We start from the raw sequence: 26993 nt of genomic DNA on the forward strand, positions 1-26993 counted from the left end.
GCTTTCTGGTTGTTTAAGTTATTGATAAACAAGAATAAAAAATTCTAATGGGTGTCGTCGATAGCGGGGGTGCAACGAGTGATAAGGCGATATTAACCGCGCATTCCTGTTCTTTTCTGCGTCAAACGATCGATGACCTCAATCAGGTCAAAGTCAACGACCGCCGCGTGCCTCGCTGTGGGAGCGGGTTTGTCGGTCATAACAGTCCGACAAGTTCCTTCGCCACAGAGGTCGTTTCAGGTCAGGCCCTTACTGCGCCCCGAACATCACCGTCCAGTAAATCCCCGCATCGCTTTTCGGATCGGTCGCATAGGCCGCGCCCAGATCACGGAACAGCGGGTTCATCACGTTGGCGCAATGGCCGGGGCTGGCCATCCAGCCATCGACCACCTTGCGCACGGTGTCTTGCCCGGCGGCGATGGTCTCGCCGATCTGCTGGAAGTCGTAGCCCGCCAGTTCCGCCCGGTCGCCCGGTGTGCGGCCATCCGGGTCCTTGTGGTCGAAGAAGTTTTTATTGGCCATGTTGCGCGCGTGCGCTTCGGCGGCGGTCGCCAGCGTGGCGTTCCAGGTCAGCGGCGCGGTGGCGCCGAAGGGCTGCGTGCCACATTGGCGCGCTTTGCTGCGAGCGATGTTGAGTTCGGCCAGCAGTTTCTGGCCTTCGGTCTGCCAGTCGCCCAGGCGTGCGCTGAGCAACGGACGGGCGACGACGATTCGCCAGTCACGGTCCTGATGGCTGACACCGACATCGACGAATTGCGGGTCCAGCACGATCTGGCAAAAACTCTCCTGTATCGCTTTCATCGCCGAGGCCGCGTCACGGGGCCCGGACAGGCTGATCGCCTGCACGTTCTTCATGGGGTAACCGGCGGTCACCATGGCCTGCTGCAAATTGCCGATGCTGGTGGCGGACAGCGCCAGGCGCGGGTCGGCCGACAGCGGCGGCAGCTCCGACGACACTGAACCGGCGCACCGTTGCAGCTGGCTGCGGTAGGCATTGATCGATTCGATCAGCTGTGACTCCTCACCCGCCATCGCGGTGGAGGCAGACAGCAGACCCAGTGACAACCCGGCAAAGCGCATTGCGGATGAAAGTGAACGCATGGAAATCCCCCTTGAGCTGACTGCGCCCATGATGCGCGAAATTACCCCATCAAAGGCAGTGGATTTTCCAGAATGTTGTGGGGGGGCATGCAATCCGTTCACTACTACACTGAATCGATATTGCCCATTGAGTTCTTCCCATCATGCGCCTCCACTGGATTGCAACCTGCCTCGCAATAACGCTGCTGGTCGGCCCGGCCTTCGCCAGCGATCAGGATCAAAAACAACAAGTCGCCAAAGACAAGGCCCAGGTCCTGGAGCAAAAGGCTGCGGATAACAGCGGTCCGGCACCGGTACCCAAGTCTCAAGCCATTACCCAACCTGAAGCCCAGGCAGTCGATCCGGCGGGCAAAGCACCCATGGACGACGCGATCACCTGTCTGGCCCGTTCGATCTACTGGGAAGCCAAGGGCAAGGACTCCACCGACATGGAGGCCGTCGCCAATGTGGTGATGAACCGACTGGGTCACGAAGGCTTCCCGGATACGGTGTGCGCGGTGGTCAAACAGGGCTCGGAAACCAAGAGCTGCCAGTTCTCCTGGTGGTGTGACGGCAAGTCCGACTCGGCTCAGGAGGAGGCCCCCTACGCGATCGCCAAGGAAATCGCACGCAAGGCGCTGAACAAACAATTGCCGGACCATACGGGCGGCGCGTTGTATTTCCACGACCGCACCGTCAAGCCCGATTGGGCGGACAAGTACGTCAAGACCGCTGAAATCGGCTTGTTCCGGTTTTATAAGCCCCGTGACGGGGATGCGAAATAATCCGATTAAGTTTTTCTGAACCAACGAAACTGAAACATTTCTGTTTTATCAGCTTCATGACGGAGTCACGCATCAGAAACGTCAGGGGCATCAACCTTGCGATTGCTGCGCAACAGCGATCGCAAGGCTTCCGGTCCGAGGGGCTTACCCTCAGAACTTCGCAAAATTCAACGCATCGACAATCGCCGAACCGCCAATCCCGGTCAGCGACAACAGCAAGGCCTTGATCAGCGGGTCTTCGGCATAGCGCGAGAATGAGCCGGTGTTGAGCGTCGCTACACGCTCGCGGATCATCTTGAACTTGCCGTAGCAGGGCGTGGTTTCCTGGGTTTCCAGCAGGTAGGCGTCGAGTCGTTGCAAGGCCCGGGTGCGGGCCTTTTCGGCGGCACGTCGCAGTGACAGCGCGGAACCGAGCAGCAACAGCGCCGTGACCAGGTAGGAAATGACCAGGCCGGGCGGTGTCGGCCAGTTGTCGAACAGGCTGCTGCGTGAGGCCACCAGGATCAACATGACCACCGTCGGCGCGTAGATCAGCCGATTGACGGCCGAGGTACGCTTGGCGATCAGCTGCATATCCACCCACTCATCGATACAGGGGTGCTTGAGCGTTCCGAAGATTTTCTTGTGCTCAGCCTGCAACGAACCCGGCCAGATCGCGTGATGCTCGCTGAGATGGCGGATAAATCGGGTCAACAACAGATTGGCGTCCATGACCCAGAACACCAACACCTGGAAGGTCAGGGTGGGAATCAGCCAACTCACCATCCACCAGATCGATTGACCGCGAACGGGCATGCCTTCCATGGGCCAGACGACAAACAGCACGCTGGTCACGACCACGTAAAACCAGGTCGCGAGTCCCGCCCGCAGCATGCGCGCACCGAATGAACCACAGATGCAATGCTCACCCCAGAACCTTGCAATGGAGATCATCTTGCGCCCGTCGGTGCAATTGACCTGGGCCGACGCACAGGGTTTTGACCAGTCTTCGCTGGCGCTCATCAACGGGAAAAATATCAGCAGCAACCAGTGACCCAGTTCATTGCACCAGCGCCGCAAGCGCCAGCCTTTGCCACGGCGCAGCAGACGTCGGACCTGACCCCACAAGGTCATCTCGTATTTGCGCATGTGCAGGCGCAAGTGAAAGGTGGTTTCGATCTCCGCGCGGTTGATGCGCAACTTGCGCCAGCCCCAGGTCAATGCCGAGATGGATATCAGCACCGCCAGCAAGCGCAACGCCACGGTCGGCCAGGCACTGATGCCTTCGAACAGAAACATCGGCTCGCCCAGGCCGTTGTCGGTCAGGGTGCTGCGCATCTGGTACGCCAGCATCAGCGCGAGGATGAACATCACCAGCGGAACCACGATGTACCACACCCAGGCGTCGTCGGAGGCAGGGGCTGGACTGGCCATCGGATCCTCGGCCAGCGCCAGTTTTCGGGTAGAACGCCGGGTCAGGTTCAATGACAGGATGCCCAGCAGGATCAACACGAAGGTGAACCAGAGAAACTCCGCGTGCCAGAAGCGCGTGGCGATGAAGGCGCACACGGCCGCGACCATGAACAGGCTGATCGGCACGCCGCGCACCCAGGCCAGCCGCGCGTCGTGATCGTCCTGCGGACCTTCGATCCGCCACCAGAGGATGAAACTGGCGATCATCAGCAAGGAGAACGTCAGCGGCCCGGCCCAGAAAAAGGACTGGGTTTGTTTGAAACGCTCGCGGATCGACGGGGACGGTTCGGGGTAGGGTGGTGGCGAGGGATCTTGCAGGCAGCGCAAGGCCATGAGGTCGTGGGGGCGGACGCCGCGATCGGATTGCAATTGGGTCGGCGCCTGGCAATTGACCGGGCCTGAGGCGCTAAGCCGGGTCGCCAGAGGAATGAAGCCACTGATGCCGACTTCATAAATGCCCGGCGAAAGCAGCTCTGATTTGGAATAGTCGAACTTCGCGCGCTTGGCATCGAACGACTGCGGCGCCAGCGCCGCCAGCACCGAGACAAATACCGCACTTTGCAGGCTGTCGCGGAACGGCGGCACGTCTTGTTGCAGGGCGCGCGTCAGGGTGAGCCCGTAAGGGGCCGCCAGGATCAGGTTGCGGGTGGTCTGCGCCTGGCCCCGTTGCAGCATGCGGGCATCGAGGTCGGTGGAAAAGTACAGTTTGTAGGGCATCCGGCTCTTGAGTGCCTGCAACACCAGCAGCTTGTCGTAGGCATCGACGCCCAGTATGCCGATGGCACCGATGCCGCTTTCGCCATTGCGTCGATAGGCCTCGTCTTCGCGGGCGATGTGGTCGGCCAGGCGCCGCAGGTAGTCAAGCTGAGAATTGCCGTCGGCCTTTTCCAGCGGGCTGAGGTCGATCGGGGGGCTGCCGGGTGTGTTTTTGCCGGCATCGGTGCTGGCGGTTTTGTCGGTGCTCGCCGACTCTTCCGGCAGGCGCCCATCCAGGCCGCGTAAATAGCTGAAGCGCAAAATCCATTGGTCGACCGCTTCACGCGGGTTCTTTTCGCTGTCATTGAGGTGCGCGTCGCGGGCCACTTGCAGCTTGAAGCTCTCGATCAGCGCACGGCTGTAGAAACTGTCCCACTCGGAAATCAAGGCGATGCGGTTGTCGCTGCGCCGTAGCGTGCGCGTGCAGGGTGAATCGACCCGGCGCTGGGTACCGTCGCTACAACGCACGCCGGCGGCCGGGTCGACGCGGCGCAACTTCAGCTCGTCGAGCATCAATTGGGTCATGGTGCCGTCGTCGCTGACGGTGCGCAGTAACTTCATGGGTGGCCGATTGACCAGCGGCGGCGACAGCCGTTGGTAGCCGCGATCCAGGGTTTCGTTATCGGCGGTGGCCAACGGTGAGTAGATTTCGACATTCGGCGAGGCCTTGCCGATGTCCTGATCCTGGAACATGTCTCGCAGCACCGTCGAGGTCGACGGCCCGATGACCTTCAGCACGGCGCGCTCCGGCTGTTCGGAGCAGCCTGTTGGCGCGCACGCCGCAGTGACTTTGTGATTCAGGGTCTGGCGCAGGGTTTCCAGGTTTTGCAACGGCGTCGGACCGAGGGCGTCCTGTTTCAACCAGAACACGATCGTGCGGTCCGCAGGTGGTGAGGCGCCTTCCAGCGCGGTCGGCGGATCGAAGGGGTTGGAGACGAACACTTCGTAGGGCGCGTCGACGACGGCGTTTTTCTGTGGCGCATCGGGGGACAGGTTGTCGGCCAGTCTCAGGCAGTGAATGTACTGCTCCTGATCCGGCACTCGATGGGAATTCTTGAAGCCGGCGAGCAAGGCGTAGCGAATGCGCCGGCGTCGCTCGACCTCATCGGCGTAGGGACCGCCCTCGACCAGCGCGACCATGATATCGGGCGCCTGCTTTGCGCCGGACAGTGGCGAAAGGTCGGGGCTGCACACGTTCTCGGCATCGGGGTTTTTGCTGTCGCCGAGCTTTTTGCGATAGCGCTCGACCGCGTCGAAAGGGTCCTGCCAGAGCCGTGCTTCGATAGGCAGTTGCGCCTGGAATTGCGCACCGATGGGGCGCGGTTCCAGGAAGGGTTCGCGGTTGAGGGCGAACATCGATACCACCAGACTCAGGATGACCGCACTGCCTGGCAACCAAAAGGCCAGATTCGTGCCCGAACCCTTGCTGTCCACGGCCTGTGCCTCTTGTTGTCGGCCCACTGCGTACAGTTATGTATAGACCCAAACAACCAAGGGGTTTGGCCTGAATGGACGATTATTTGCCCGATTTGCCGCTGACTGACCGCCAACAGGTGTTGATTCAGACAGGGTTGCGGCGCCAGAAGCATCGGGCCAGCAGCGCATCGAGACTGAACTTGCCAGGGCCTGACAGCAACAGTGGTACCAGCGCAGCGAGGTAAATCAGCGGCAGTTTGAAGTTGCCATAGCCTTTGTTGGTGATCGAGTAACCCTGGGCCAGGTCACTCAAGGTCGACCAATCGGTCGGCCAGTGAACAGCGGCGGTGGCGACGATAGTGACCACCATCAGGCTGATGGCCGAAAAGCGTGTGGCCAGGCCCACCAGCAAGGCGAGGGCGCAGATCAATTCCACCCACATCGACAGTTCCCAGTTCAACGTGGCCGGCAGGTGGTTGAACGGAAACAGGAAGCGGTCCTGGATGTCGGCGAACCAGTTTTCGCCATTGAATTTTTCCAGTCCGGATTCGAAAAACTCCCAGGCCAGAAACATCCGCAGGGTCAAAGGCGCGATCCAGGTGCCGGCGCGGTCAAGGTTCAGGTGCAGGCCTTTGACGGTGGATGAAATGAAAGTGCTCATGAACAGGGGTCTCCTACAGATCAGGGATGTCGGGCGACTGTGCGCCCGTTCGGCGCAAGGATCGGCTTGGCCAATCGACAGGTGCATTTGATCAACCGGGTGTATCTGCGGTGTGTCTTTGGGGTGGGGTTTTAAGTGCGGGGTGTGTCTGGGGCAGGGCTGTACACACTTTGATACGCAGCCATCCCGAGTCATCACCGCCCTCCTGTGGGAGCGGGCTTGCCCGCGATGACGGTTGCGCATCCAGCATTGAGGGTGGCTGACCCACCGCTATCGCGAGCAAGCTCGCCCACAGGGCATTGGCGGTGTGGTGGCGTGCGGTTAATTCGTCAAATTGGATCTGTTACCCGGTGCCGTTCATTCGTATCGTCCGCGCTTTTGACGCGTTGCGTCATGGGCAGGGGGAGTGACGATGAATTTCACATGGCGCAGGAAAACCGCCGGGCCCAACGTGGTGCCTGCCGTGGAGGCGCCGCAACCGACGGTCGTGGCACCCCCGGACGACGCGCTTCTGATCGCGCACCAGGCCGATCGACGTGATCGCGACTTCTTCCGTGGCCTGGCGCAACACCTGTTGACCTGCGGTAACTCGTTGTCGCCGGTCAGCGAATCCTTCTCGATGCTCAACCAGCGCCTCAAGCTCAATCACCAACGGGCGCAAACCGTGGCCCGCGCGGCCATCGACAATCGCGAGCAGGTCGGTCATCTGCAAGAACAATCGCGGATCATGGCCGCCGGGCTGGATGCGCTGGAAGGCGTGATCACTCATTTGGTCGGCCGGGCCAGTGAGATTGATCGCATTGTCGATTTGATCAGCGACATTGCCCGCAAAACCAACCTGTTGGCGCTCAATGCAGCCATCGAAGCCGCGCGCGCCGGGGACACCGGGCGCGGCTTCGCGGTGGTGGCCGGGGAGGTGCGCCTGCTGGCGGAGAAGACCGCCGAAGCAACCCGGGAAATCGTTAAGGAAACTTCGGCCATCCAGCAGGAAATCAGCCAGGCCAAACAGGCGATTTCACAACAGAGCCAGATTTCCAGTGCCTTCGGCGCGGTGATCGATAAAACCGCCGAAGCCATGGCCGGCATGTACAGCGAAGCGCAGCTGATGCAGCGGGAAATCGACCAGTCGCACCTGTTGTCCAACGTCGAGCTGGCCAACCTGCAGGAGCTGACGCTCAAGGTCACGGTGTATGACCGCCTGCTCAATCCCAAGCCCGGTTCGCCCTTGACCCTGCCAGATGAAACCGAGTGCCTGTTCGGCCAGTGGTATTACGGCGAAGGCAACGAGGCCGAGCGTAACGCGGATTTCCGGCGCATGGAGGTGCCCCATCGTCTGGTGCACAGCAGCGGCCAGGCGGCGATGCAAGCCCATGCCCGTGGCGAGCTGGAAGAAGCCTTGAAGCAGGTGGCTCAGATGGAGCAGGCGAATGCCGCCGTGATGCGCACGGTCAAGGGCTTGCTCCATTCGCGCCTGTAATCGGCGGTCTGAGGTCCCATGCCCCGCTGCACCTGCGGGGCCGTTTGCGTGGGCATCGAGTCAGTCCGATAACGCCAGGACCCGGCTGCGCAAATGTTCCAGGGTTTCGTCGTTGAGCACCGTGGTCGAGTCCAGTCCTTCCTTGGCCTGGAACAGGTTCATTGCGTCCCGGGTCTGCTTGCCGACGATGCCGTCGATGGCGCCAGGGTGCCAGCCCAGGTACGTGAGGTAGGTTTGCGCCATGCGGATTCGCAGGTCCGGCGTGCCGCCATAAGAGAACTTTTGATACGCGGCGCTGAGTCGCAAGTCGTAGTTGTTGATGGCGTAGTTGGGGCCGTTGTAACGACGGGCGAAGTTCGCCCAGTCCCTGGCCCGCAGCGCCGCGACCGATCCCCCCTCGATCAGTTGGTTCACGGTGCACAGCAGTTGTTCGTTTTCGGATGCAACCATGCGCTTGATCATCGCCTCGACATCCGCCGACCCCGTTGAGGCGAAATTGAAGCCCATCGTCTGGCCCAGTCCCCAGGAAGCGCTTTGCAGGGCCGCGTTGCGGTTCAGGCTGATGGCCTGATTCAGCCGATCATATTGATGCGCGCCCGTTGCGCCGTAGTTGCCGGGGGATTTGCTGCTGATATCGGGGTGTTGTGCGTCAAACGTCTGATGGGTCAGGCGGCTGAAGACGTGACGTTCGTAAAGGATTTTCGGGCGCCGGTCGGAAAAGAATCCGTTGCCGGAGGTTTCTACTGCTAGCACAGCCCAGAGTTGCGCAGCGCTGACTTTGGCCAGGTCCAGGGCATTTTCCATTCCTTCGTCGTCAAGCGCTGCGCCATGGCTGGTGAATTCATCGCTCATGACGGCCTCCGTCGAAAACAGGAAACGCGGGTACGCGCTTTAAGCGTAGGCGGGCCGGGCCCGGGCAGAGGGTTTTACGATCATCGGTGCCGGCCAGCGGCGGATGACGCTCAGGGACTTTTGCTATACATTTTCCGCCCGCCCATTGCATGGTGATACTGCTTCATGTCTCTCGCGCTCGAACGTCTAGTCGCTGGCACGCCGATCCCTTTCGCTGGTAATCGTGTCACTGTGGTCAGCCCCGAACTGGCGGCACGCTTCCAGCCCGGTGACCACCTGTTGGTGGAACAGGTCAGCGGTGAACTGCTGCTGATTCCAGTGGCTGACCAGCAGGCGGCGTCCGTCGCGATAGCCCGTGCCGAAGCGGCGTTTAGCGCAATGTCGTTGGTGTCGGATCAAGCCATCAGCACCTTCTTCGATCTGTTTGCCCAACGTCTGGAAAACCCGGAGTGCTGGGCCTTGATCGAGGCGGCCAACCTGGCTGACATCGAACGGGCCAAGGCTCGCGGTCGTTCGACCACCCGTTTGCTGGCCGATGAGCGCATGCGTCGCGACATGATCGCCGGCCTGCGCGCCTGGCGCGATGCCGCGGCCACCCGCGGCCAAGTGGTCAGCTGCGTCGAGCATGACGGCTGGAAAGTCGAGCAGGTGGTTTCGCCGCTGGGCATTGTCGCGTTCGTCTTCGAAGGCCGGCCGAACGTCTTTGCCGATGCCGCCGGTGTGCTGCGCACCGGTAACACTGCTGTACTGCGCATTGGCAGTGATGCCTTGGGCACCGCCCAGGCCATCGTCACTCACGCGTTGAATCCGGCCCTGGCCGACGCCGGCCTGCCGACTGGTGCGGTGTCGCTGGTGGAGAGCGTCAATCATGCCGCCGGTTGGGCGATGTTTGCCGACCGCCGTCTATCGCTGGCGGTGGCCCGGGGTTCGGGTCGCGCCGTCAGCCAGTTGGGCAGCATCGCGCAACAGGCCGGCACCGCCGTCAGCCTGCACGGCACCGGTGGCGCCTGGTTGATCGCCCATAGCGACGCCGACGCCACGCGTTTCGCGGCGGTGGTGTGCAACTCCCTCGATCGCAAGGTCTGCAATACCCTCAATGTCTGCCTGATCCACCGCGACCGCGCTGCGGAACTGGTGCCACTGTTTCTGGAGGCACTGCAACAGGCCGGCAAGGCGCGGGGCCAAGGCTGCAAGTTGCACATCGTCGAAGGCAGCGAAGCCTATCTGCCAGCGGAGTGGCAAAACGCGACCGTCGAGGTCTACCGCGCCGAAGGCTATCGCACCGAAGCACTGGCCGAGCCGCTGCCGGAAGATCAGCTGGGCCGCGAGTGGGAATGGGAAGAAACCCCTGAAGTGAGCCTGAAGATCGTCGACGACCTGGACAGCGCCATCGCCTTGTTCAATCGCTACAGCCCTCAGTTCACCGTGTCGCTGCTCAGCGAAGACGCGGCGACCCAGGAGCGTTTCTACAATGCGGTCAACGCGCCCTTTGTCGGCAATGGCATTACCCGTTGGGTCGATGGCCAGTACGCGCTCAACAAGCCCGAGCTGGGCCTGTCGAACTGGGAAAGCGGACGCCTGTTCGCCCGTAGCGCGATTCTCTCGGGCGATGGCGTGTTCACGATCCGTAGCCGCATGACCCAGACGAATCTGTCGGTGAAACGTTAAAAACGCCTGACGCGGCGGCCATTGTGGTCTGCCAGGCATAAACAAAGGGCCTGCTCCTTATCGGGAGCAGGCCCTTTTTTATGGGTATGTCAGTGATGACGCTTGCTGATCAGTAGAACCGGTCAATCACCCGAACTTCGTTCTGGTTCTGCATCGATGCCCAAGTCTGTTTCAGCGTTTGCAGAACATTACCGATGAAGTCCTTGTCGGCTGCCGCTTTCTTGCCGACATAGCCCTGGCCGCGACGGTACATCTTCAGTCGGGCGAGCAGGTTCTGGTTGTTCTGGTCAAACTCCGTTTCATGGGCATGTGGCGACAGGCAGTCGATATGAACCTGGCCCGACTTGCTGATCCACAGAATATGGCTGTCGTGGCTGTCTTTTTGCGCAGCGAACATACGAGCCAGTTCTTCGATAGTTGGTTGATTGTTCAGATTCATTTTAAAACCCCTTGACCATTTGGTGATCTTTCAAAGTTGATTCGCTAATACAAGTAGCCCATCGGTTAGTTGATCCCTGGCACCGAAACCAGGACGTCAGCAGTCGTCCGCCATATTCGACGGGGTCCCGCATCTGTTGCATGTAGTCGTGTTGAATAACTGCTACGCGTTAGCGTCACAACGAAGAGAGGCAGCGAATACCTTCATGCCACTGCCGACGTTTTCAGGGTCGGGCACAAGCTTCATGAGGATGGATCGCTAGCGCTTCTCGTCCTTGTACTGGACGTTCGGGCCAGGTCAGCTTCTTCAATCTGCCTTGTGGGCAGGGTGTATCCGGAAAAAACAGCTCGGCGGTCAGACGAGCTTGCTCAAGCGTGTTGCGTGTACTCCCGATCGGGGAGACGTCTGCATCATGCAAGGGCAAATCGAAGGCGTCAACGGTTTTGTAGTGAATATTTTTAGTCACTACATATTGTCTGACAAAGCTGTTTGGAATTAGCACAAAGGGTTTAGGGGGCTGTGGGGCGGATGGATCGCCAGGATCGGAGCCTTTGGCGGTTCTATGGGATTGGGCTTGGCACTGGCGAAGGTGGCGATTTTTCAAAGCGGTAAAGGGTGCATGGATAACCGCCAATCGACGGGTGATGTAGGCTGTACTCGCCACCCGTGAGATCGGGCATGACCGCAGCCCAGAACAGTCGCGCCGGTTGGTTCGCCTCGATGTGGAAAATCTGCCATTGACCGGGGAAACGGCTCAAGAGGGTGGAAACGACAAACTTCGCGACACCCTGGCCACGAAAGCGCCGGGTCACGAACAGGTAACCGATGTTGTGCTCGATACCGGGCCGATGGGTTTCATCGTCCACGGTCACGAACCCGGCCAATTCCCCGTCCACCCTGATGAGAAACGGCCGGGTCGCGGGTTTTCGCCAGTAATCGGTCAGGGGCAGGATGTTGAAGAAACCGTGTTCAGCCAGTTTCAACGGCAACCACTCGCTGAAGTCATAGGTATAGAACTGCATCAGGCATTCAAGGGTTTCCAGGTCGTCGCGCTGTGCGGCGTGCAGATTGATCGTAGGCATCACCGGTGGCTCCTGATATCCGTCAGTCAAGGATAGTTGGAACGGCGAATGAACCGTGGCGAGGGAACGGGCACCCTCGCCACGGTTGTGACGATGCCACTTCTGGCTGAATTCAGTTCCGGGACAATGGGCGTAAACCTCGGCCTACCAGAACTTGAACGTGTAGGCGACGATCAGGCGATTTTCATCCACATCGGTCGTTTCGCTGCCGCGATAGGTGACATTGCGCCAGCGCAGGCTCAGGTTTCGTAAAGGCCCGCTCTGGATCACGTAGGCAATGTCGGTATTGCGCTCCCACTCTTTGGCGGCAACGCCTCGAATCTCGAAATCATTGCCTCGCATGTAGCGGGTCATCAATGTCAGTCCGGGCAGGCCCACGGGGGCAAAGTCATAGTCATAGCGCAATTGCCAGGAATCTTCCCTGGCCCGGACAAAGGGTTGGTAAGTGCCGTTGTTCAAGGCCCAGGGATCGGCAACCGACAAATAGGGAAGTCCGGTGTCGCCACGTTGGTTTTGGTAACCAAGGCCCAGGGAATGGCCACGGCTGCTCACCGTGAACATGCCACCCAAATAGCGGTTGTCGACGTTGGTATGGCCTTCGTTATCGCTGCCGAAGTAGCGTAGGTCGGCCTTGAAGTTGACGCTTTCGGTCAACGCCGACTTGTATAAAAGGCTGGCGGCATTCTGGCTGTAATTGTCCTTCAGTTCGGCGCGGTAAAACGTGGCGCTGAGATTGGGCTGGAGGGCGTAGGTCGCGCCTGCGTAGTTGAAGCGGTCTGTGGGCACGCCGCCGGTAGAGCCATCGGCCGCCATGCGCATGTCTTCATAGTCTGACGAGTCGCGCTGATGGGCCTGGCGAAATTGTCCGGCGGTGAGGCTCAGGTTCTGGATGTCAGTGGAGACGACCTGGCCACCCTGATAGGTTTGTGGCAACAGCCGTGTGTCATTGCGGAACAACACGGGCATGACCGGTTCGTGGTTGCCGAGGGTGACCAGGGTCTTGGCGACTTTGAGTTTGGCGGTCGGCGCCAGGAAACTGTACTCGTCGACGGGCTCGCCGGTCCGTTGATTGCGCTGCAGGACACCCGTACCACTGCTGCCGCCGCCGGAGTCGAGCTTGACGCCGACCAGCCCCAGGACATCCAGGCCAACGCCGACCGTACCCTCGGTGAACCCGGAGTTACCGCGCAAAATGAAGCCTTGTGCCCAGTCTTCGGCCTTGCTCTGAGGCTTGCCATCATGGCGCGGTCCGTCGGACAGACCCGCATCCCGGTAATCGCGATTCATGTAGAAATTTCGTGTTTCCAGGCTCATGTGGCTGTCGGCGACCAGGTCTGCATGGGCCTGTGTCGCGAGCAATAACGCAGACACACAAGTGGCTTTCAAGGAATACCGGGCGCGAGTCGGCCCGGCCAGATGCCCTATGACGGGATTGGCTGTACGCATGATGTGATGTTCCTGCCTGCCGTGAGTTGTTTTTGTTGTTCAGCCAGCCCCTGGAAAGGGCTGTTCAGGGTTTTATGAACAATGACGCTTGGGCGAGGGCAGGAAGGTTGGGATCAGCCTATTGCGCCTCGTCGTCTTGCTGCTCGCTACCGAGCGATATGGCGGCCATGTCGCCCTGTAGCTTGTTGAGGTAATGCAGCAGGCTGACGCTGTCGTCGAAACTGAAGCCTTTCAATGCCTGCTGGTAAAACGTCTGGATCCTTTCCTGCAGAGAGTCCCAGAATGCCCTGCCGGTATCGGTCAACTGCACCAGGCGGGCACGTCCGTCATCCGGGTGGGGCACGCGCAGCACATGGTTGTCGCGCTCCATGCGCTTGAGTACACCGTCCAGGCTCTGGCGACTGACGAACAGGTATTCGGTCAGTTCAAAGAACGAAATACCCCCTTCATAACGTTCGCGTGACAGTGCGCCGAGCACGGCCCATTGCACCGTGCTGATGCCCATCTCTTTCTGGACTTGCCTTTGCAGCACGTTACCGGTCTGGAACAACCGGAAAAACAGCGTATTGGGTACGGATCGGGTATCGCTATTGTTCATCAATGTTCCTTGTCGGCTCCGTAAGGACGAGCGCGGCTGTATGAGCGCCCGGCCTGGCGGAGCAGGCAGGGCATCAGTTGGGGACAAATTCGCGCGCGATGATATTTTTCATGATCTGCGCGGTGCCGTCACCGATTTGCAGGCCAAGTACATCGCGCAAGCGCTGGGCGAACGGCAGGTCCTCGCCGTAACCGGTGTGCCCATGGGCCAGCAGGCACTGCTTGACCACATCGAATGCCAGTTTCGGTCCCCACCATTTGTTCATGGCCGCCTCGGCATTGTGCGGCAGCTTATTATCCTTGAGCCACAAGGCGTAATAGCACTGCAGGCGCGCAGCATGCACGTAGGTCTGCAATTCTGCCAGTGGGTGGGTCAAACCCTGAAAGGAAGACAACGCTTGGCCGAAGGCCTTGCGTTCGGTCAGCCATTGCCAGGTTTCATCCAGCGACTGCTGGGCCAGGGCCAGGCACTGCAGACCGATCAGGGCGCGGCTGTAGTCGAAGCCCTGCATGACCTGTTTGAAGCCCTTGTTTTCATCCCCCAGGCGATGGCTGGCTGGCACTTCAACGTTGTCGAAGAAAATCGACCCGCGGCCAATGGCACGCTCGCCGGCATCCTCGAAACGGGTAGTGCTGATGCCCGGCAGGTTCATGGGCACCAGAAAAGCGCTGATGCCGCTGGCGCGTTGCTCCACGGTGCCGGTGCGGGCGAAGACCACGGCGACATCCGCCTGATCGGCCATGGAGATAGACGTTTTCTCGCCGTTGAGCACATAGACGCCGCCTTTGAGTTCGGCCTTCAGGCGCAAGCTGGCAGCGTCGGACCCGCCGCCGGGTTCGGTCAGGGCAATACAGGCGACCTTGCGCCCGGCCGTCATTTCGCTCAGCCATTCCCGGGCGAGCGAGGATTCGGCGTATTGGGCGATGATCTGGCCGTTCAACGACGTCAGCAGTGGGATGTACGCGACGTTGAAGTCGCCACGGGCCAGTTCTTCGATGATCAGGCCGGCGGTGACACAGTCCAGGCCGCTGCCGCCGAACTCCTCAGGCAGTTCGCCACCAAGCAGGCCCATTTCGCCCATTTGGGCAATGACTTCGCGCTCGATGCGGCCGTCGCGATCCCGTTGGCGGTAACCGGGGGCGAGGACGTCAGCGCTGAATCGTGCAACGCTGTCGCGGATGGCATTTTGTTGTTCTGTGAATGCGAAATTCATGATGCTCTCCAGGCCATTCGGGTGCTGAACCGGCAGCGCCATGGCTGCCGGCGCAGGGATCATTTGTAGAATTTACGGAACTCGGGCTTGCGCTTTTCCTTGAAAGCGGCGACGCCTTCCCTGGACTCCTCAGTGTCGTAGTACAGGCTCAGGGCCTGCATGCCGAGGCCGCCGATGCCGCCGATGTTGGCGCTGTCGGCATTGAACGAGCGCTTGGCGATGGACAGCGCGGTAGGGCTCTTCTCGAGAATTTCCTCGCACCACTTCTGTACTTCTTCATCGAGCTGCTCGTGGGGCACCACAGCGTTGACCAGCCCCCAGTCCAGCGCTTGCTGGGCGCTGTACTTGCGACACAGGTACCAGATCTCGCGGGCGCGTTTTTCGCCAATCAGGCGCGACAGGTAGGCGGTGCCGTAGCCCGGGTCTACCGAGCCGACCTTGGGGCCGACCTGGCCGAACACCGCGTTTTCGGAGGCGATGCTCAGGTCGCAGACCACGTGCAGCACGTGCCCGCCACCGATAGCGAAGCCGTTGACCCGCGCGATCACTGGCTTGGGTACTTCGCGGATCAGATTCTGCAGCTCTTCGACCGGCAGGCCGATCAGGCCGCGGCCGTCGTACTGGCCTTCATGGGCGCCCTGGTCGCCGCCGGTGCAGAAAGCCTTGTCGCCTGCGCCGGTGAAGACGATGACGCCGATTTCCTTGTTCCAGCCGGCGCGGTTGAACGCGTCAATAAGCTCCATGCAGGTCTGGCCGCGGAACGCGTTGTAGCGCTCGGGGCGGTTGATGGTGATGGTCGCGACGCCGTTGAGTTCTTGGTACAGGATGTCTTCGTAGTTCATTGCATGCTCTCCCATATGAGTATCGTCTGGCTTAGCCAGCCATCGTCAGGCCGCCGGACACGCTGATGACTTGACCGGTGATGAAATTGGCATCGTCGCTGGCGAGCAGGGCGATGATTCCCGGATAGTCTTCTGGTTGGCCGAGTCGGCGCATCGGCACGGCATTCTTGAAGGCTTCCAGGAGCTTTTCCGGATTGCTGGAGGTTTCGGCCACGCTTTTGAGCAGCGCGGTGTCGGTCGGACCGGGGCAGACCACGTTGACGTTGATGTTCTTGGTCGCCAGTTCCCGCGCCAGGGTTTTGCTCAAGCCCACCAGGCCAGCCTTGCAGGCTGCATAGACGGCCTCGCCCGACGAGCCGACGCGGGCGGCATCCGAGGCAATGTTGATGACTTTGCCGCCACCGGCCTCGAGCATTTTCGGCAGCACCACGTGGTGCATGTTCAGGGCACCGGTCAGGTTGATCGAAATCAGCTGCTCCCAGAGCTTTGGTTCGGTCTTGAGGAACGGCATGAAGCGGTCGAACCCGGCGTTGTTGACCAGTACGGTCGGCACACCCAAGTCTTTTTCGATGGCCGCCACGGTCTGGGTGATGGCGTCGTAGTCGGCGATGTCGGCGGCATAGGCGACTGCTTTTCCACCGGCTTCGCGGATCAGGTCGACGGTGACCTGCGCCGCAGCGCTGTCGCGATCCAGCACCGCCACCCGGCTGCCTTCGGCGGCGAAGCGCTGGCACACCGCGCGGCCGATGCCGCCGCCCCCGCCAGTGATGATCACGGTTTTTCCACTAAGGCCTTTCATGGGGCATTCTCCAAGTCAGTTGAGTTGCGTGTGTCGAGTGTGTTGATCAGCGGCGCTTGGCCGGGTCGATGCGAATGTTCGCGGCCCGCTCGTGCAGCTTGAATTTCTGGATCTTCCCGGAGGGCGTGCGGGGCAGGGCAGGCAGCACCTCCAGGTACTCGGGCAAATAGTTGCGCGACAGGCTGTGTTCGAGCAGAAAGGTCACCGCGTCATCGAGGCTCAGCTCCGTATAGCCGTCATGCAGCGTGACGTAAGCGCAGACACGCTCACCGAGTCGCTCGTCGGGGCAGCCCACCAGGGCTGCCGCCGAAATGGCCGGGTGCTTGTAGAGCAGGTTTTCCACCTCAACCACCGGAATGTTTTCGCCGCCGCGGATGACGACATCCTTTGTTCGTCCGGTGATGCGGATGTAGCCCTGGGCATCCATACGGGCCAGGTCTCCGGTGGAGAACCAGCCCTGGGCGTCAACGCCGTAGAGATCGGGGCGCTTGAGGTAGCCCACGAACAGGCTCGCGCCGCGGACCTGAAGATGGCCTTCGCTGCCGGCGGGCAGCGCAAGCCCGGCATCATCGACCACCCGCACATCCATGAGCGGTAGCACCACGCCGTCGCTGTAGATGGCCCGCTCGGGATCGTCCTGCGGGCGCGTCATGGTGGAAGCGCCGGTTTCGGTCATGCCCCAGGCCGAGATGATTTTCGCGTTGATGCTGTGGCCAGCCTTTTCCACCAGGCTTTCCGGAATGGGCGCGCCGGCCGAGACAAAAAAACGCAGGCTCGTGAGCGCGTCACCATTGTCCGGTGCGAGCTCGATCAAATCGGCGAGAAACGGTGTTGAGGCCATCGTGAAAGTTGGGCGCTCGGCGGCGGTGATCCTTATGGCGGTGCGCGCATCCCAGACGTCTTGCAGTACCGCTGCCGCGCCGAGGTAGATGGGCATCATCAGGCCGTAGAGAAAACCGGTCTGGTGAGCCATGGGCGAGGCCATGAAGATGATGTCTTCGTGGCCAAGCCCCAGGCGCTCGGCATAAGGAATGATATTGCTCAGCAGGGTCCTGGAGGTGTGCAGCACCCCTTTGGGTTCACCCGTGGTGCCGGAAGTGAAGAGCAGCTGGAGAATATCGTCGGCCTGGGGGCGTCGTTCTGCGAACAGCGCCTGGGTATCGCAGTCCTTTTCCCATTCCCGCTCGAGCAGTTGCTGTTCAAAGCAGTTGTGACCGTCACCCCCTATCACCAAAACATGGCGCAGTTCCGGCAGGTCGGTGCGCAGGCCTTCGGCCATGCTGGCGTAATCGAAACCCCGGAAGTGTTTGGGCACGACCAGAAGATGACTGCGGGCGTGGCCGAGCATGAAGCGCAGTTCGCGTTCCCGAAAGATCGGCATCAGCGGGTTGAACACCGCGCCGATACGGGCACAGGCCAGGAACAAGGCTGTCATCTGCCAGCCGTTGGGCAACTGGCAGGACACCACACTGCCTTTTCCCACACCCAGGGCGGCCAGGCCGGCACCCATGCGGGTGACCACGGCATCCAGTTCGCCGTAGGTAAACGAGACAGGATTGTTCTCGCCAGCCTGGTAGCTCGACAGGGCGCGGCGACCTTGGCCTCGTGCAACCTGTATACCCCAGTAATCTGTAATGATCATGTCACTGATAGCGCTTGTGGAGGACGCTTCCGGATGACGATCTGGTGGTGTGGCTGTCCAGGTGTTCATTTATAAGTATCGACTCTTAAGGGTTGGAATTGTTGTTTTCTTACGATCTGGTATTGCCCTTTCGATGAGCTGAAGATAAGGCTTTCAAAATTAATATGTCAACATGTTGTCTTTAATTTTTTCTGTGGATATATTCGAAACCCATACCGAACAACAAGAGGTAGGTGACATGGCTTTCCTGAATATCCTTGTCGAGCAGCGTGCAGCCGTCGGCCTGATCCGTTTGAATCGCCCGGCTGTCCATAACGCCCTCAATGACACCTTGATGACCGAGCTGGGCCAGGCGCTGCTGGCCTTCGAGGCCGATGAGCGGATTCGGGCCATCGTCATTACCGGCAACGACAAAGCCTTCGCGGCCGGTGCTGATCTCAGCGAATTGCAGTTCAAGGGGTTTGCCGATGTGTACCTGGAGGATTTCGTCACGGCCAACTGGGAGACCGTCACCCGATGCCGCAAGCCGGTGATCGCCGCGGTTGCCGGCCTGGCGCTGGGCGGGGGCTGCGAGTTGGCGATGATGTGCGACATGGTCATCGCCGCCGACAACGCTCGATTCGGCCAGCCCGAAGTCAAGGTCGGCACGTTGCCCGGTGCCGGCGGCACCCAGCGCCTGACCCGCGCCATCGGCAAGGCCAAGGCCATGGATCTGTGCCTGACCGGGCGCTTCATGGAAGTCGATGAGGCCGAGCGCTGCGGCTTGATCAGTCGCGTGGTGCCCCTGGCAGACCTGCTGGATGAAGCCCTGGCCGTGGCCGCGCAGATTGCCGCTCACCCGGCGATCGCGGTGAAACTCAACAAAGAAGCGGTCAACCGTGCCTTCGAAACCACCCTGGCCGAGGGTGTGCAGTTCGAGCGGCGATTGATGCACGCCAGTTTCGCCAGTCAGGACCAGAAGGAGGGCATGCAGGCTTTCGCTCAGAAGCGCCAGCCGGTATGGACCCATCGCTGAGAAACGCGATCGATTGGCAAGCCGCATAACTATAAAAAGAGGAGCTGTCCGATGACTTCAGTCGTACAAATGACGCGCGAGGCGGGCGTGGCCTTGATCCGGGTCGACAACCCGCCGGTCAATGCCCTCGGTCACGCCGTGCGCGTCGGGCTGTTGCAAGCGTTCATGGCGGCCGAGCGGGACGGGCAGGTCGAGTTGATCATGCTCTATTGCGCAGGCAAGACCTTTATTGCCGGTGCCGATATTCGCGAGTTCGGCCAACCGGCCCAGGCGCCGATCCTGCAGGAACTGACCCTGGCCATCGAGAACGGCAGCAAGCCCTCGCTGGCGGTGTTGCACGGCTCAGTGCTGGGTGGCGGGCTGGAAGTCGCGCTGGGCTGTCACTACCGCATCGCTCACCGTGCCACCCGGTTCGGCCTGCCGGAAACCCGTCTGGGTTTGCTGCCCGGGGGCGGCGGCAGCCAACGCCTGCCGCGCTTGGTGGGTGTGCAAAGCGCGCTGGCCATGATCATCGGCGGCGAGCCGATCGAGGCAACCCGGGCACTGGAGCTCGGTCTTGTCGACGCACTGTTCGACGATGAGCCTCTGGTTGCAGGCCTTGCGCATGCGCGGCACCTGTTGGCCGAGCGGGTGGGCGTGCGGCGCGTCGGCCAGATGACGATACCAACGACGTCTGCCGAGGCCAGTGCATTGATTGCGGCCCGGCGCAGCGAAATCGGCCGCACCCAGGCTGATTCGTTCTCGGCACCGCGCTGCCTCGCTGCGATCGAAGCGGCGATCCATATGCCATTGATCGAAGGGTTGCAGCGCGAGCGCGCGCTGTTTCTCGAATGCATGGCATCGCCCCAACGTGCAGCGCTGATCGAAGATTTCTTTGCCCGGCGCCAGACAGCCAAGAACGGCCAACGCTGAACCTGCGGCCAGCCTGGTGTTGGCCTGACCATCGACCGAGGACTTTGCATGGACATCCACTACACACCCGCCGAGCTTGAGTTCCGCACCGAGGTGCGTGCTTTCCTTCGTGACGCGCTGCCGGCGGACATCGCCAATAGCGTTCGCCTGGGCAAGCGTCTGAGCAAGGACGACCACCAACGCTGGCAGCGCATCCTTGCCCGGCGTGGCTGGTACGCGGCCAATTGGCCGGTGACCTTTGGTGGCACCGGTTGGAGCGTGGTGCAAAAACACATTTTCGAGCAGGAGTGCGCCGCCTTCGGTGCGCCGCGCCTGATCTCCTTCGGCGTCAATATGGTTGCGCCGGTGATCATGAAATTCGGCAACCCAGCGCAGCAGGCGCATTACCTGCCACGCATCCTGAGCGGAGAAGACTGGTGGTGCCAGGGCTACTCGGAACCGGGTGCCGGTTCGGACCTGGCCAGCCTCAAGACCCGTGCCGTGCGCGAGGGCGACCACTATGTGGTCAATGGCCAGAAGACCTGGACCACGCTCGGCCAGCACGCCAACATGATTTTCTGCCTGGTGCGCACGGACAGCGAAGCCCGGCAGCAGCGGGGCATTTCCTTCCTGCTGATCGACATGACCACGCCGGGCATCAGCGTTCGCCCGATCATCACGCTCGAGGGAGAGCATGAGGTCAACGAAGTGTTCTTCGACAACGTCCGCGTGCCAGTGGAAAACCTGGTGGGCGAAGAGAACCAGGGCTGGACCTGCGCCAAATACCTGCTGACCCACGAGCGCACCGGGCAGGCTGGCATCGGCCAATCCAAGGCAGCCTTGGCGCACCTCAAAGCGGTCGCCCGGCAGGAGTTGCGCAACGGTCGGCCGTTGCTGCAGGACCCGCAGTTTCGCTTGCAGGTCGCCGAGGTGGAGATTGAGCTGCTGGCCATCGAGATGAGCACCTTGCGCATCCTCGCTGCTGCCCAGGCCGGCGGTGTGCCCGGTGCCGAAAGCTCGATCCTGAAAATCAAAGGCTCGGAAATTCGCCAGGCCATCAGTCACCTGTTGCGCAAGGCGCTGGGCGCCAAGGCGTTGCCTTTCGTCGAAGCGCAATTGACCGACGACTTTACCGGCACTTCGCTGCACAGCGACTACAGCGCCGCCCCCGCCAGCCAGTATTTCAACCTTCGCAAGCTGTCTATCTACGGCGGCTCCAATGAAATTCAAAAGAACATCATCGCCAAGATGATTCTTGAGCTTTAAGGAGGCACGCAATGGACTTCACACTCAGCTCCGAGCAGCAAATGCTGCAAGACACCGTGGCCCGACTGGCCCGCGACCACTACAGCTTCGAAGCCCGCGAAGGCTATTACCACAGCGAAGCCGGCATGAGCCCGGTGTTCTGGAACCACATGGCAGAACTGGGCCTGTGTTCGGTGCCGATTGCCCAGGAACATGGCGGCTTCGGTGGCAGCGGCGTGGACAACCTGCTGATCATGACCGAGCTCGGTCGCCACCTGTGCCTGGAGCCCTTCCTGCAGTCGCAGATTCACGCGGCCGGCCTGCTGCAACAACTCGGTGATGCCAGCCAAAAGGCAGACCTGCTGCCGCGGGTGGCCGAAGGCTCACTGCAACTGGCGGTGGCTCTGGAGGAACTGCAAAGCCATTACCAGCTGCACGATGTGCAGACCCAGGCGCGCCCGGTCGAGGGTGGCTGGTGCCTGTCCGGGCGCAAGATCTGCGTGGTGGGCGCGGCCAGTGCGGGATTGATCCTGGTGTCGGCACGAACCAGCGGTGATACACGTTGCGAACAGGGCATCAGCCTGTTTCTGGTCGAGGCGCAAGCCCATGGGTTGCAGCGTCGCGATTACCCCTGCATCGATGGCCCGCGAGCCAGTGATCTGATTCTCGACGATGTCTTTGTGTCCCGGGGTGCTTTGCTCGGTGACATCGGCGAAGCCTTGCCGGCGTTGCGTTATCAGCAGGGTCGGGCCATTGCCGGGCAGTGCGCCGAGGCCGTCGGCGGCATGCAGGAAGCCTTTCGCCTGACCCTCGACTACCTGAAGACGCGCAAGCAGTTCGGCACGCCAATCGGCAAATTCCAGGTGCTGCAGCATCGCATGGCCGACATGTGCGGCGAGCTGGAAATGGCCACCTCCATGGCCATCCTTGCCGCCTGTGTGGCTGATCAAGCCGACGGCGACGAACGTAGCCGGCAACTGGCCGCCGCGAAGTTCGTGGTAGTCCGCGCCGCACGCCTGATCGCCGAGCAAGCGATCCAGTTGCACGGTGGTATCGGCATGACCTGGGAGTACAGCCTGGCCCATCACGCCAAGCGCCTGGTGATGCTGGGTCATCAATTGGGCGATGACGATCACCATTTGCAGGCCTACGCCGAGCTGCTGCACAGCGCCTGACCGATCACTGCACTAACACGGGAACACACTATGAAAGTACTGGTTGCGGTAAAACGTGTGGTTGATTTCAACGTCAAGGTTCGCGTGAAGGCGGACCACTCCGGCGTTGACCTTGCCAACGTCAAGATGGCGATGAACCCCTTCTGCGAAATCGCCGTGGAAGAAGCGGTGCGCCTCAAAGAACAAGGGATTGCCACCGAGGTGGTGGTCGTCAGCATCGGCAGCAGTGCGGTACAGGAGCAACTGCGCACCGCGCTGGCGCTGGGTGCCGACCGCGCCATCCTGGTCGAATCCGCCGAAGATCTGACGTCCCTGGCCGTTGCCAAGCTGTTGAAAGCGGTTGTCGACAAGGAACAGCCTCAGTTGGTGATCCTCGGCAAACAGGCCATCGACAGCGACAACAACCAGACCGGCCAGATGCTTGCGGCATTGAGCGGCTACGGTCAGGGCACCTTCGCTTCGAAAGTCGCCATCAGCGGCGACAGCGTGGCCGTGACCCGCGAAATCGACGGCGGCGCACAGACGGTTTCCCTGAAACTGCCGGCCATCGTCACCACCGACCTGCGCCTGAACGAGCCGCGCTACGCGTCGCTACCCAACATAATGAAGGCCAAGAAGAAGCCGCTGGAGGTGCTCACCCCGAGTGCCCTGGGCGTCAGTTGCGCGGGCACCGTGCAGACCCTGAAAGTCGAAGCACCGGCCGCGCGTAGCGCCGGGATCAAGGTCAAGTCGGTGGCCGAACTGGTCGAAAAACTGAAGAACGAGGCGAAGGTAATCTAATGGCTATCCTGGTTATCGCTGAACACACCCACGCAGCACTGGCGGCTGCCACCCTCAACACCGTGACGGCTGCGCAGCAGATCGGCGGCGATATTCATGTGCTGGTCGCCGGTCAGGGCGCGGGCGCCGCGGCAGAGGCCGCGGCGAAGGTGGCAGGCGTGACGAAAGTGCTGCTGGCCGACAACGCTGCCTACGCGCACGGGTTGCCGGAAAACGTCGCGCCGTTGATCGTCGCGCTTGTTCAAGAAGCCGGGGCTGACAGCTACAGCCACATCCTGGCTGCCGCCACGTCCAATGGCAAAAACATCCTGCCGCGCGTCGCCGCCGCACTGGACGTCGACCAGATCTCCGAGATCATCGCGGTCGAAAGCGCCGATACCTTCAAGCGCCCGATCTATGCGGGCAACGCCATCGCGACGGTGCAGTCCTCTGCCAGCGTGAAGGTGATCACCGTGCGCGGCACCGGATTCGATGCCGCTGCCGCCGAAGGGGGCAACGCCGTCATCGAAGCGCTCGCCCTGGTCACCGACAGCGGTCAGTCGGTCTTCGTCAGTGAAGAATTGGCCAAGTCCGATCGCCCGGAGCTGACCGCCGCGAAGATTGTTGTGTCGGGTGGCCGTGGCATGCAGAACGGCGACAACTTCAAACACCTCTATGCGCTGGCCGACAAGCTTGGCGCGGGCGTGGGTGCATCGCGTGCCGCCGTCGATGCCGGTTTTGTACCCAACGACATGCAAGTCGGTCAGACCGGCAAGATCGTCGCGCCGCAGTTGTACATCGCGGTGGGCATCTCGGGTGCCATCCAGCATCTGGCCGGCATGAAGGATTCCAGGGTCATCGTGGCGATCAACAAGGACGAAGAGGCGCCGATCTTCCAGGTCGCCGACTACGGCCTGGTGGCGGATCTGTTCGACGCCGTGCCGGAACTGGAACGGGCGATTTGAGGAGGTGCTTGTGAATACGTTCAAACAGATCGGTGTGATCGGCAGCGGCGCGATGGGCCGGGGGATCGCCCAGTTGTTCGCCACCGCTGGCGTTCCGGTGTTGCTGTATGACAGTCGCAGCGAAGCGACGCAGGAGGCGCTGCAAGCCAATCGGGCCGTGCTGGAGCGCTCCGCCGCCAAGGGCAAGTTGAGCAACGAAGCGCTGGCGAGCGCGCTGGCTTGCATGCGCCCGGCCATCAGCCTTGAAGCCTTGGCCGATTGCGATTTATTGATCGAGGCGATTGTTGAAAACCTTGAGGCCAAGCAGGGGTTGTTCCGTGCGCTGGAACAAGTGGTCAGGGCCGACGCGGTGCTGGCGACCAACACTTCATCCTTGTCGGTGAGCCTGATAGCCAGTGCCTGCAAACATCCAGAGCGGGTGGCCGGGTTTCACTTTTTCAACCCGGTGCCATTGATGAAAATCGTCGAGGTGGTGCGTGGTGAACTGACCGACCCGCAGGTGGTTCAGCGCCTGGCGGCGCTGGCCGGGCACGCTGGGCATTTTGCCGCGACAACGCCTGATTCACCGGGCTTCCTGGTCAATCATGCCGGGCGGGCCTTCGGTCCGGAGGCCTTGCGTATCCTCGGCGAGGGGATTGCCACCCCGGCGCAGATCGATCGCATCCTCAAGGACAGCCTCGGCTTTCGCATGGGGCCGTTCGAACTGTTCGACCTGGTTGGCCTCGACATTTCCCATGCGGTGATGGAGTCGATACACGCGCAGTTTTACCAGGACCCGCGCTACACCCCGTCGGCACTGGTGCCACCGCGTCTGGCCAGTGGTTTGCTGGGGCGCAAGACCGGGCAGGGCTTTTATCGCTACCAGGACGGTCGTGTGGTCGAGCAAGCAGAGCAGTCGCCGCCGCAGGTGGCGATCACCCAGCCGTTCTGGCTGGACTGCGACGACTCGGCCATGCGCGAACGGATCGCCGCGGTGCTGTCCGCTGCTGGCGTGGTGCTGGAGCAGGGCGATCAACCGAGTGCGAACGCCATCTGCCTGGTCACGCCTTTGGGCGAGGATGCCAGCCGCGTGATCGCCCGCAAGCGACTGCCACCGCAACGCAGCCTGGCGCTGGAAACCTTCGTTGGTTTCGACACGCGTCGCGTGTTGATGCGCCAACCGGCGCTCGACTCACAGTTGCTGGCGCAAGCACGCCAGGCCCTGGGCGTCGATGGCGTGCCGGTGGAAGTCATCAATGACTCGCCGGGCTTCATCGCCCAGCGCGTGCTAGCCGGGATCGTCAACCTGGGTTGCGAGATTGCCCAGCGTCGCATCGCCGAGCCGGCGACCCTGGACCGTGCGGTGCAGTTGGCCCTCGGTTACCCCCATGGTCCGCTGGGTTTTGGCGACCATTACGGTGCGTTGCAGATCCAGCAGATCCTGCACCAACTGCATGAGCTGTATCAGGATCCGCGCTATCGGGTCAGCCCCTGGCTGCGTCGCCGGGTCCAGCTCGGCCTGCCCCTGACCACCCCCGAGGACCCAGCATGACGGCTTATATCTACGATGGCCTGCGTTCACCCTTCGGTCGCCACGGTGGCGCGTTGGCCGGTGTGCGTCCCGATGACCTGCTGGCCTCTGTGGTGCGCGCGCTGGTGGCGCGTAACCCGTTTGAGGTGCGCGACTATGAAGACTTGATCGCCGGCTGCAGCAGCCAGGCCGGTGAGGACGGGCGCAACCTGGCGCGCCATGTTGCGCTGCTGTCCGGCTTGCCGACGGCCGTTGGCGGTTTGACCGTCAATCGTCTCTGCGGCTCTGGCCTGGCGGCTGTACTGGATGCTGCCCGCGCCGTTCGCTGCGGCGAAGGCGAGCTGTTTATTGCGGGCGGCGTGGAGAGCATGAGCCGTGCGCCGTTCGTGGTGGCCAAGGCGACAAGTGCCTGGTCCCGTGACTTCCATGTCTACGACAGCACCCTCGGAGCACGCTTTCCCAACCCGAAGGTAGAGTCCGGGTTCGGTGCCGATTCGATGCCGCAGACGGCGGACAACGTCGCTCATGAACTGGGCATCACTCGCGAAGAAGCCGACACCTACGCCGCTCGCAGTCAGATGCTGTTTGACGCGGCGGTGCGGGACGGTTTCCAGGCCGGTGAAATTCTGCCGATCGAAGTGCCGTCAGGGCGCAAGCAGCCGCCGAAGATCGTCGACCGTGACGAGCATCCGCGTCCACAAAGCAACTTCGAAGCGCTGTCAGGCCTACAACCACTGTTTGACGGCGGCGTTGTTACCGCCGGCAACGCCTCGGGCATCAACGATGGCGCGGCTGCGCTGCTGATTGGCTCGCGCGCCATCGGTGAGAAGGCCGGCCTCAAGCCGCGCGCACGCATCCTGGCCGGTGCCGTGGCCGGTGTCGAACCGCGCCTGATGGGCCTTGGCCCGGTGCCGGCCTGCACCAAGGCCTTGCAGCGTGCAGGTTTGAGCCTGGCCGACATGGACCTGATCGAAATCAACGAAGCGTTTGCCGCGCAAGTGCTCGGCTGTGCCAGACAACTCGGCGTGGCCTTCGATGATTCGCGCCTGAACCCCAACGGTGGTGCCATTGCCATCGGTCACCCGCTCGGTGCTTCCGGTGCCCGTCTGGCCTACAGCGCGGTGCGTCAACTGGAACGCAGCAACGGGCGCTTCGCCCTGGTCAGCTTGTGCATTGGACTGGGCCAGGGCATTGCCTGCGTAATTGAACGCGTCGACTAACAAAC

General features: G+C 61.5%; 23 protein-coding genes and 1 pseudogene. 12 read left to right on the forward strand and 12 right to left on the reverse strand.

The genetic code is table 11. From position 1 onward, the window contains the following. Window positions 1-249: 249 nt before the first annotated feature. Window positions 250-1101 (reverse strand): CAP domain-containing protein, encoded by an 852-nt coding sequence (locus tag ACX3YD_RS28115; RefSeq protein ID WP_458961590.1) that lies wholly within the window; start codon window positions 1099-1101, stop codon window positions 250-252. Between the two features lie 143 nt (window positions 1102-1244). On the opposite strand from ACX3YD_RS28115, the gene ACX3YD_RS28120 reads away from it, so the two are divergent. After that, window positions 1245-1865, forward strand: coding sequence for a cell wall hydrolase (locus ACX3YD_RS28120; protein WP_103404224.1), 621 nt, complete (start codon window positions 1245-1247; stop codon window positions 1863-1865). Window positions 1866-2015: 150 nt separating this feature from the next. Here the strand turns inward: ACX3YD_RS28120 and ACX3YD_RS28125 are convergent, their stop codons facing one another. Then, window positions 2016-5507 carry a hypothetical protein gene (locus tag ACX3YD_RS28125; RefSeq protein ID WP_458961591.1) on the reverse strand — a complete coding sequence of 1164 codons (3492 nt, stop codon included), beginning with the start codon at window positions 5505-5507 and terminating at the stop codon, window positions 2016-2018. Between the two features lie 127 nt (window positions 5508-5634). Next, window positions 5635-6150 (reverse strand): HvfX family Cu-binding RiPP maturation protein, encoded by a 516-nt coding sequence (locus ACX3YD_RS28130; RefSeq protein WP_458961592.1) that lies wholly within the window; start codon window positions 6148-6150, stop codon window positions 5635-5637. Between the two features lie 787 nt (window positions 6151-6937). On the opposite strand from ACX3YD_RS28130, the pseudogene ACX3YD_RS28135 reads away from it, so the two are divergent. Both ACX3YD_RS28135 and ACX3YD_RS28140 read left to right on the forward strand, forming a co-directional pair. Further along, window positions 6938-7216, forward strand: a pseudogene (locus tag ACX3YD_RS28135) (methyl-accepting chemotaxis protein); the annotation flags it as partial. Window positions 7217-7255: 39 nt separating this feature from the next. Continuing rightward, the gene (locus tag ACX3YD_RS28140) at window positions 7256-7627 is read left to right on the forward strand and encodes a CZB domain-containing protein (RefSeq protein ID WP_458962092.1); all 372 of its coding nucleotides are present in this window, start codon (window positions 7256-7258) and stop codon (window positions 7625-7627) included. Between the two features lie 60 nt (window positions 7628-7687). Here ACX3YD_RS28140 and ACX3YD_RS28145 read toward each other — a convergent pair whose 3' ends face one another. Further along, window positions 7688-8479: an N-acetylmuramidase domain-containing protein gene (locus ACX3YD_RS28145; protein WP_103404228.1), complete on the reverse strand. Its 792-nt coding sequence runs from the start codon at window positions 8477-8479 to the stop codon at window positions 7688-7690. A 165-nt stretch (window positions 8480-8644) separates the two neighbouring features. Between ACX3YD_RS28145 and ACX3YD_RS28150 the strand changes: the two genes are divergently transcribed. Then, window positions 8645-10147, forward strand: coding sequence for an aldehyde dehydrogenase family protein (locus tag ACX3YD_RS28150; protein WP_458961593.1), 1503 nt, complete (start codon window positions 8645-8647; stop codon window positions 10145-10147). Between the two features lie 109 nt (window positions 10148-10256). On the opposite strand, the gene ACX3YD_RS28155 is transcribed toward ACX3YD_RS28150, so the two are convergent. The 8 genes from ACX3YD_RS28155 to ACX3YD_RS28190 all read right to left on the reverse strand — a co-directional run bounded on the left by ACX3YD_RS28155 (window position 10257) and on the right by ACX3YD_RS28190 (window position 18208). Further along, window positions 10257-10586 carry a hypothetical protein gene (locus ACX3YD_RS28155; protein WP_047528094.1) on the reverse strand — a complete coding sequence of 110 codons (330 nt, stop codon included), beginning with the start codon at window positions 10584-10586 and terminating at the stop codon, window positions 10257-10259. Between the two features lie 560 nt (window positions 10587-11146). After that, window positions 11147-11668 carry a GNAT family N-acetyltransferase gene (locus tag ACX3YD_RS28160; RefSeq protein ID WP_458961594.1) on the reverse strand — a complete coding sequence of 174 codons (522 nt, stop codon included), beginning with the start codon at window positions 11666-11668 and terminating at the stop codon, window positions 11147-11149. A 144-nt stretch (window positions 11669-11812) separates the two neighbouring features. Further along, on the reverse strand, window positions 11813-13114 hold the full coding sequence (locus ACX3YD_RS28165) for an OprD family porin (RefSeq protein WP_458961595.1): 1302 nt from the start codon (window positions 13112-13114) through the stop codon (window positions 11813-11815). A 118-nt stretch (window positions 13115-13232) separates the two neighbouring features. Beyond that, window positions 13233-13712, reverse strand: a complete 480-nt coding sequence (locus tag ACX3YD_RS28170) for a MarR family winged helix-turn-helix transcriptional regulator (protein ID WP_103404233.1) — start codon at window positions 13710-13712, stop codon at window positions 13233-13235. 73 nt (window positions 13713-13785) lie between these two features. Further along, the gene (aliB, locus tag ACX3YD_RS28175) at window positions 13786-14925 is read right to left on the reverse strand and encodes a cyclohexanecarboxyl-CoA dehydrogenase (protein ID WP_458961596.1); all 1140 of its coding nucleotides are present in this window, start codon (window positions 14923-14925) and stop codon (window positions 13786-13788) included. Between the two features lie 59 nt (window positions 14926-14984). Continuing rightward, window positions 14985-15767, reverse strand: a complete 783-nt coding sequence (badI, locus tag ACX3YD_RS28180) for a 2-ketocyclohexanecarboxyl-CoA hydrolase (RefSeq protein WP_103404234.1) — start codon at window positions 15765-15767, stop codon at window positions 14985-14987. A gap of 31 nt (window positions 15768-15798) precedes the next feature. Further along, window positions 15799-16566 (reverse strand): SDR family NAD(P)-dependent oxidoreductase, encoded by a 768-nt coding sequence (locus tag ACX3YD_RS28185; RefSeq protein ID WP_047528102.1) that lies wholly within the window; start codon window positions 16564-16566, stop codon window positions 15799-15801. 46 nt (window positions 16567-16612) lie between these two features. Continuing rightward, window positions 16613-18208, reverse strand: coding sequence for an AMP-binding protein (locus ACX3YD_RS28190; RefSeq protein WP_458961597.1), 1596 nt, complete (start codon window positions 18206-18208; stop codon window positions 16613-16615). A 238-nt stretch (window positions 18209-18446) separates the two neighbouring features. On the opposite strand from ACX3YD_RS28190, the gene ACX3YD_RS28195 reads away from it, so the two are divergent. From ACX3YD_RS28195 to ACX3YD_RS28230, 8 genes are read left to right on the forward strand one after another with little or no spacing between them, the layout of a single operon-like run. Next, the gene (locus ACX3YD_RS28195; protein ID WP_458961598.1) at window positions 18447-19223 is read left to right on the forward strand and encodes an enoyl-CoA hydratase; all 777 of its coding nucleotides are present in this window, start codon (window positions 18447-18449) and stop codon (window positions 19221-19223) included. Window positions 19224-19274: 51 nt separating this feature from the next. Next, window positions 19275-20135, forward strand: a complete 861-nt coding sequence (locus ACX3YD_RS28200; protein ID WP_458961599.1) for an enoyl-CoA hydratase/isomerase family protein — start codon at window positions 19275-19277, stop codon at window positions 20133-20135. A gap of 48 nt (window positions 20136-20183) precedes the next feature. Then, entirely contained in the window at window positions 20184-21380 is a 1197-nt protein-coding gene (locus ACX3YD_RS28205; protein WP_458961600.1) for an acyl-CoA dehydrogenase family protein, read from the forward strand. 11 nt (window positions 21381-21391) lie between these two features. Next, window positions 21392-22534, forward strand: a complete 1143-nt coding sequence (locus ACX3YD_RS28210) for an acyl-CoA dehydrogenase family protein (RefSeq protein WP_458961601.1) — start codon at window positions 21392-21394, stop codon at window positions 22532-22534. A 30-nt stretch (window positions 22535-22564) separates the two neighbouring features. Continuing rightward, window positions 22565-23314 carry an electron transfer flavoprotein subunit beta/FixA family protein gene (locus tag ACX3YD_RS28215; RefSeq protein ID WP_458961602.1) on the forward strand — a complete coding sequence of 250 codons (750 nt, stop codon included), beginning with the start codon at window positions 22565-22567 and terminating at the stop codon, window positions 23312-23314. Then, on the forward strand, window positions 23314-24258 hold the full coding sequence (locus ACX3YD_RS28220; protein ID WP_458961603.1) for an electron transfer flavoprotein subunit alpha/FixB family protein: 945 nt from the start codon (window positions 23314-23316) through the stop codon (window positions 24256-24258). The genes ACX3YD_RS28215 and ACX3YD_RS28220 overlap by 1 nt, the downstream gene beginning before the upstream one ends. Before the next feature lie 10 nt (window positions 24259-24268). Further along, on the forward strand, window positions 24269-25789 hold the full coding sequence (locus ACX3YD_RS28225; RefSeq protein WP_458961604.1) for a 3-hydroxyacyl-CoA dehydrogenase: 1521 nt from the start codon (window positions 24269-24271) through the stop codon (window positions 25787-25789). Then, window positions 25786-26988, forward strand: a complete 1203-nt coding sequence (locus ACX3YD_RS28230) for a 3-oxoadipyl-CoA thiolase (protein ID WP_458961605.1) — start codon at window positions 25786-25788, stop codon at window positions 26986-26988. The genes ACX3YD_RS28225 and ACX3YD_RS28230 overlap by 4 nt, the downstream gene beginning before the upstream one ends. The last annotated feature ends 5 nt before the right edge of the window (window positions 26989-26993 follow it).

The sequence above is a fragment of the Pseudomonas fluorescens group sp. PF-1 genome, assembly GCF_054481335.1.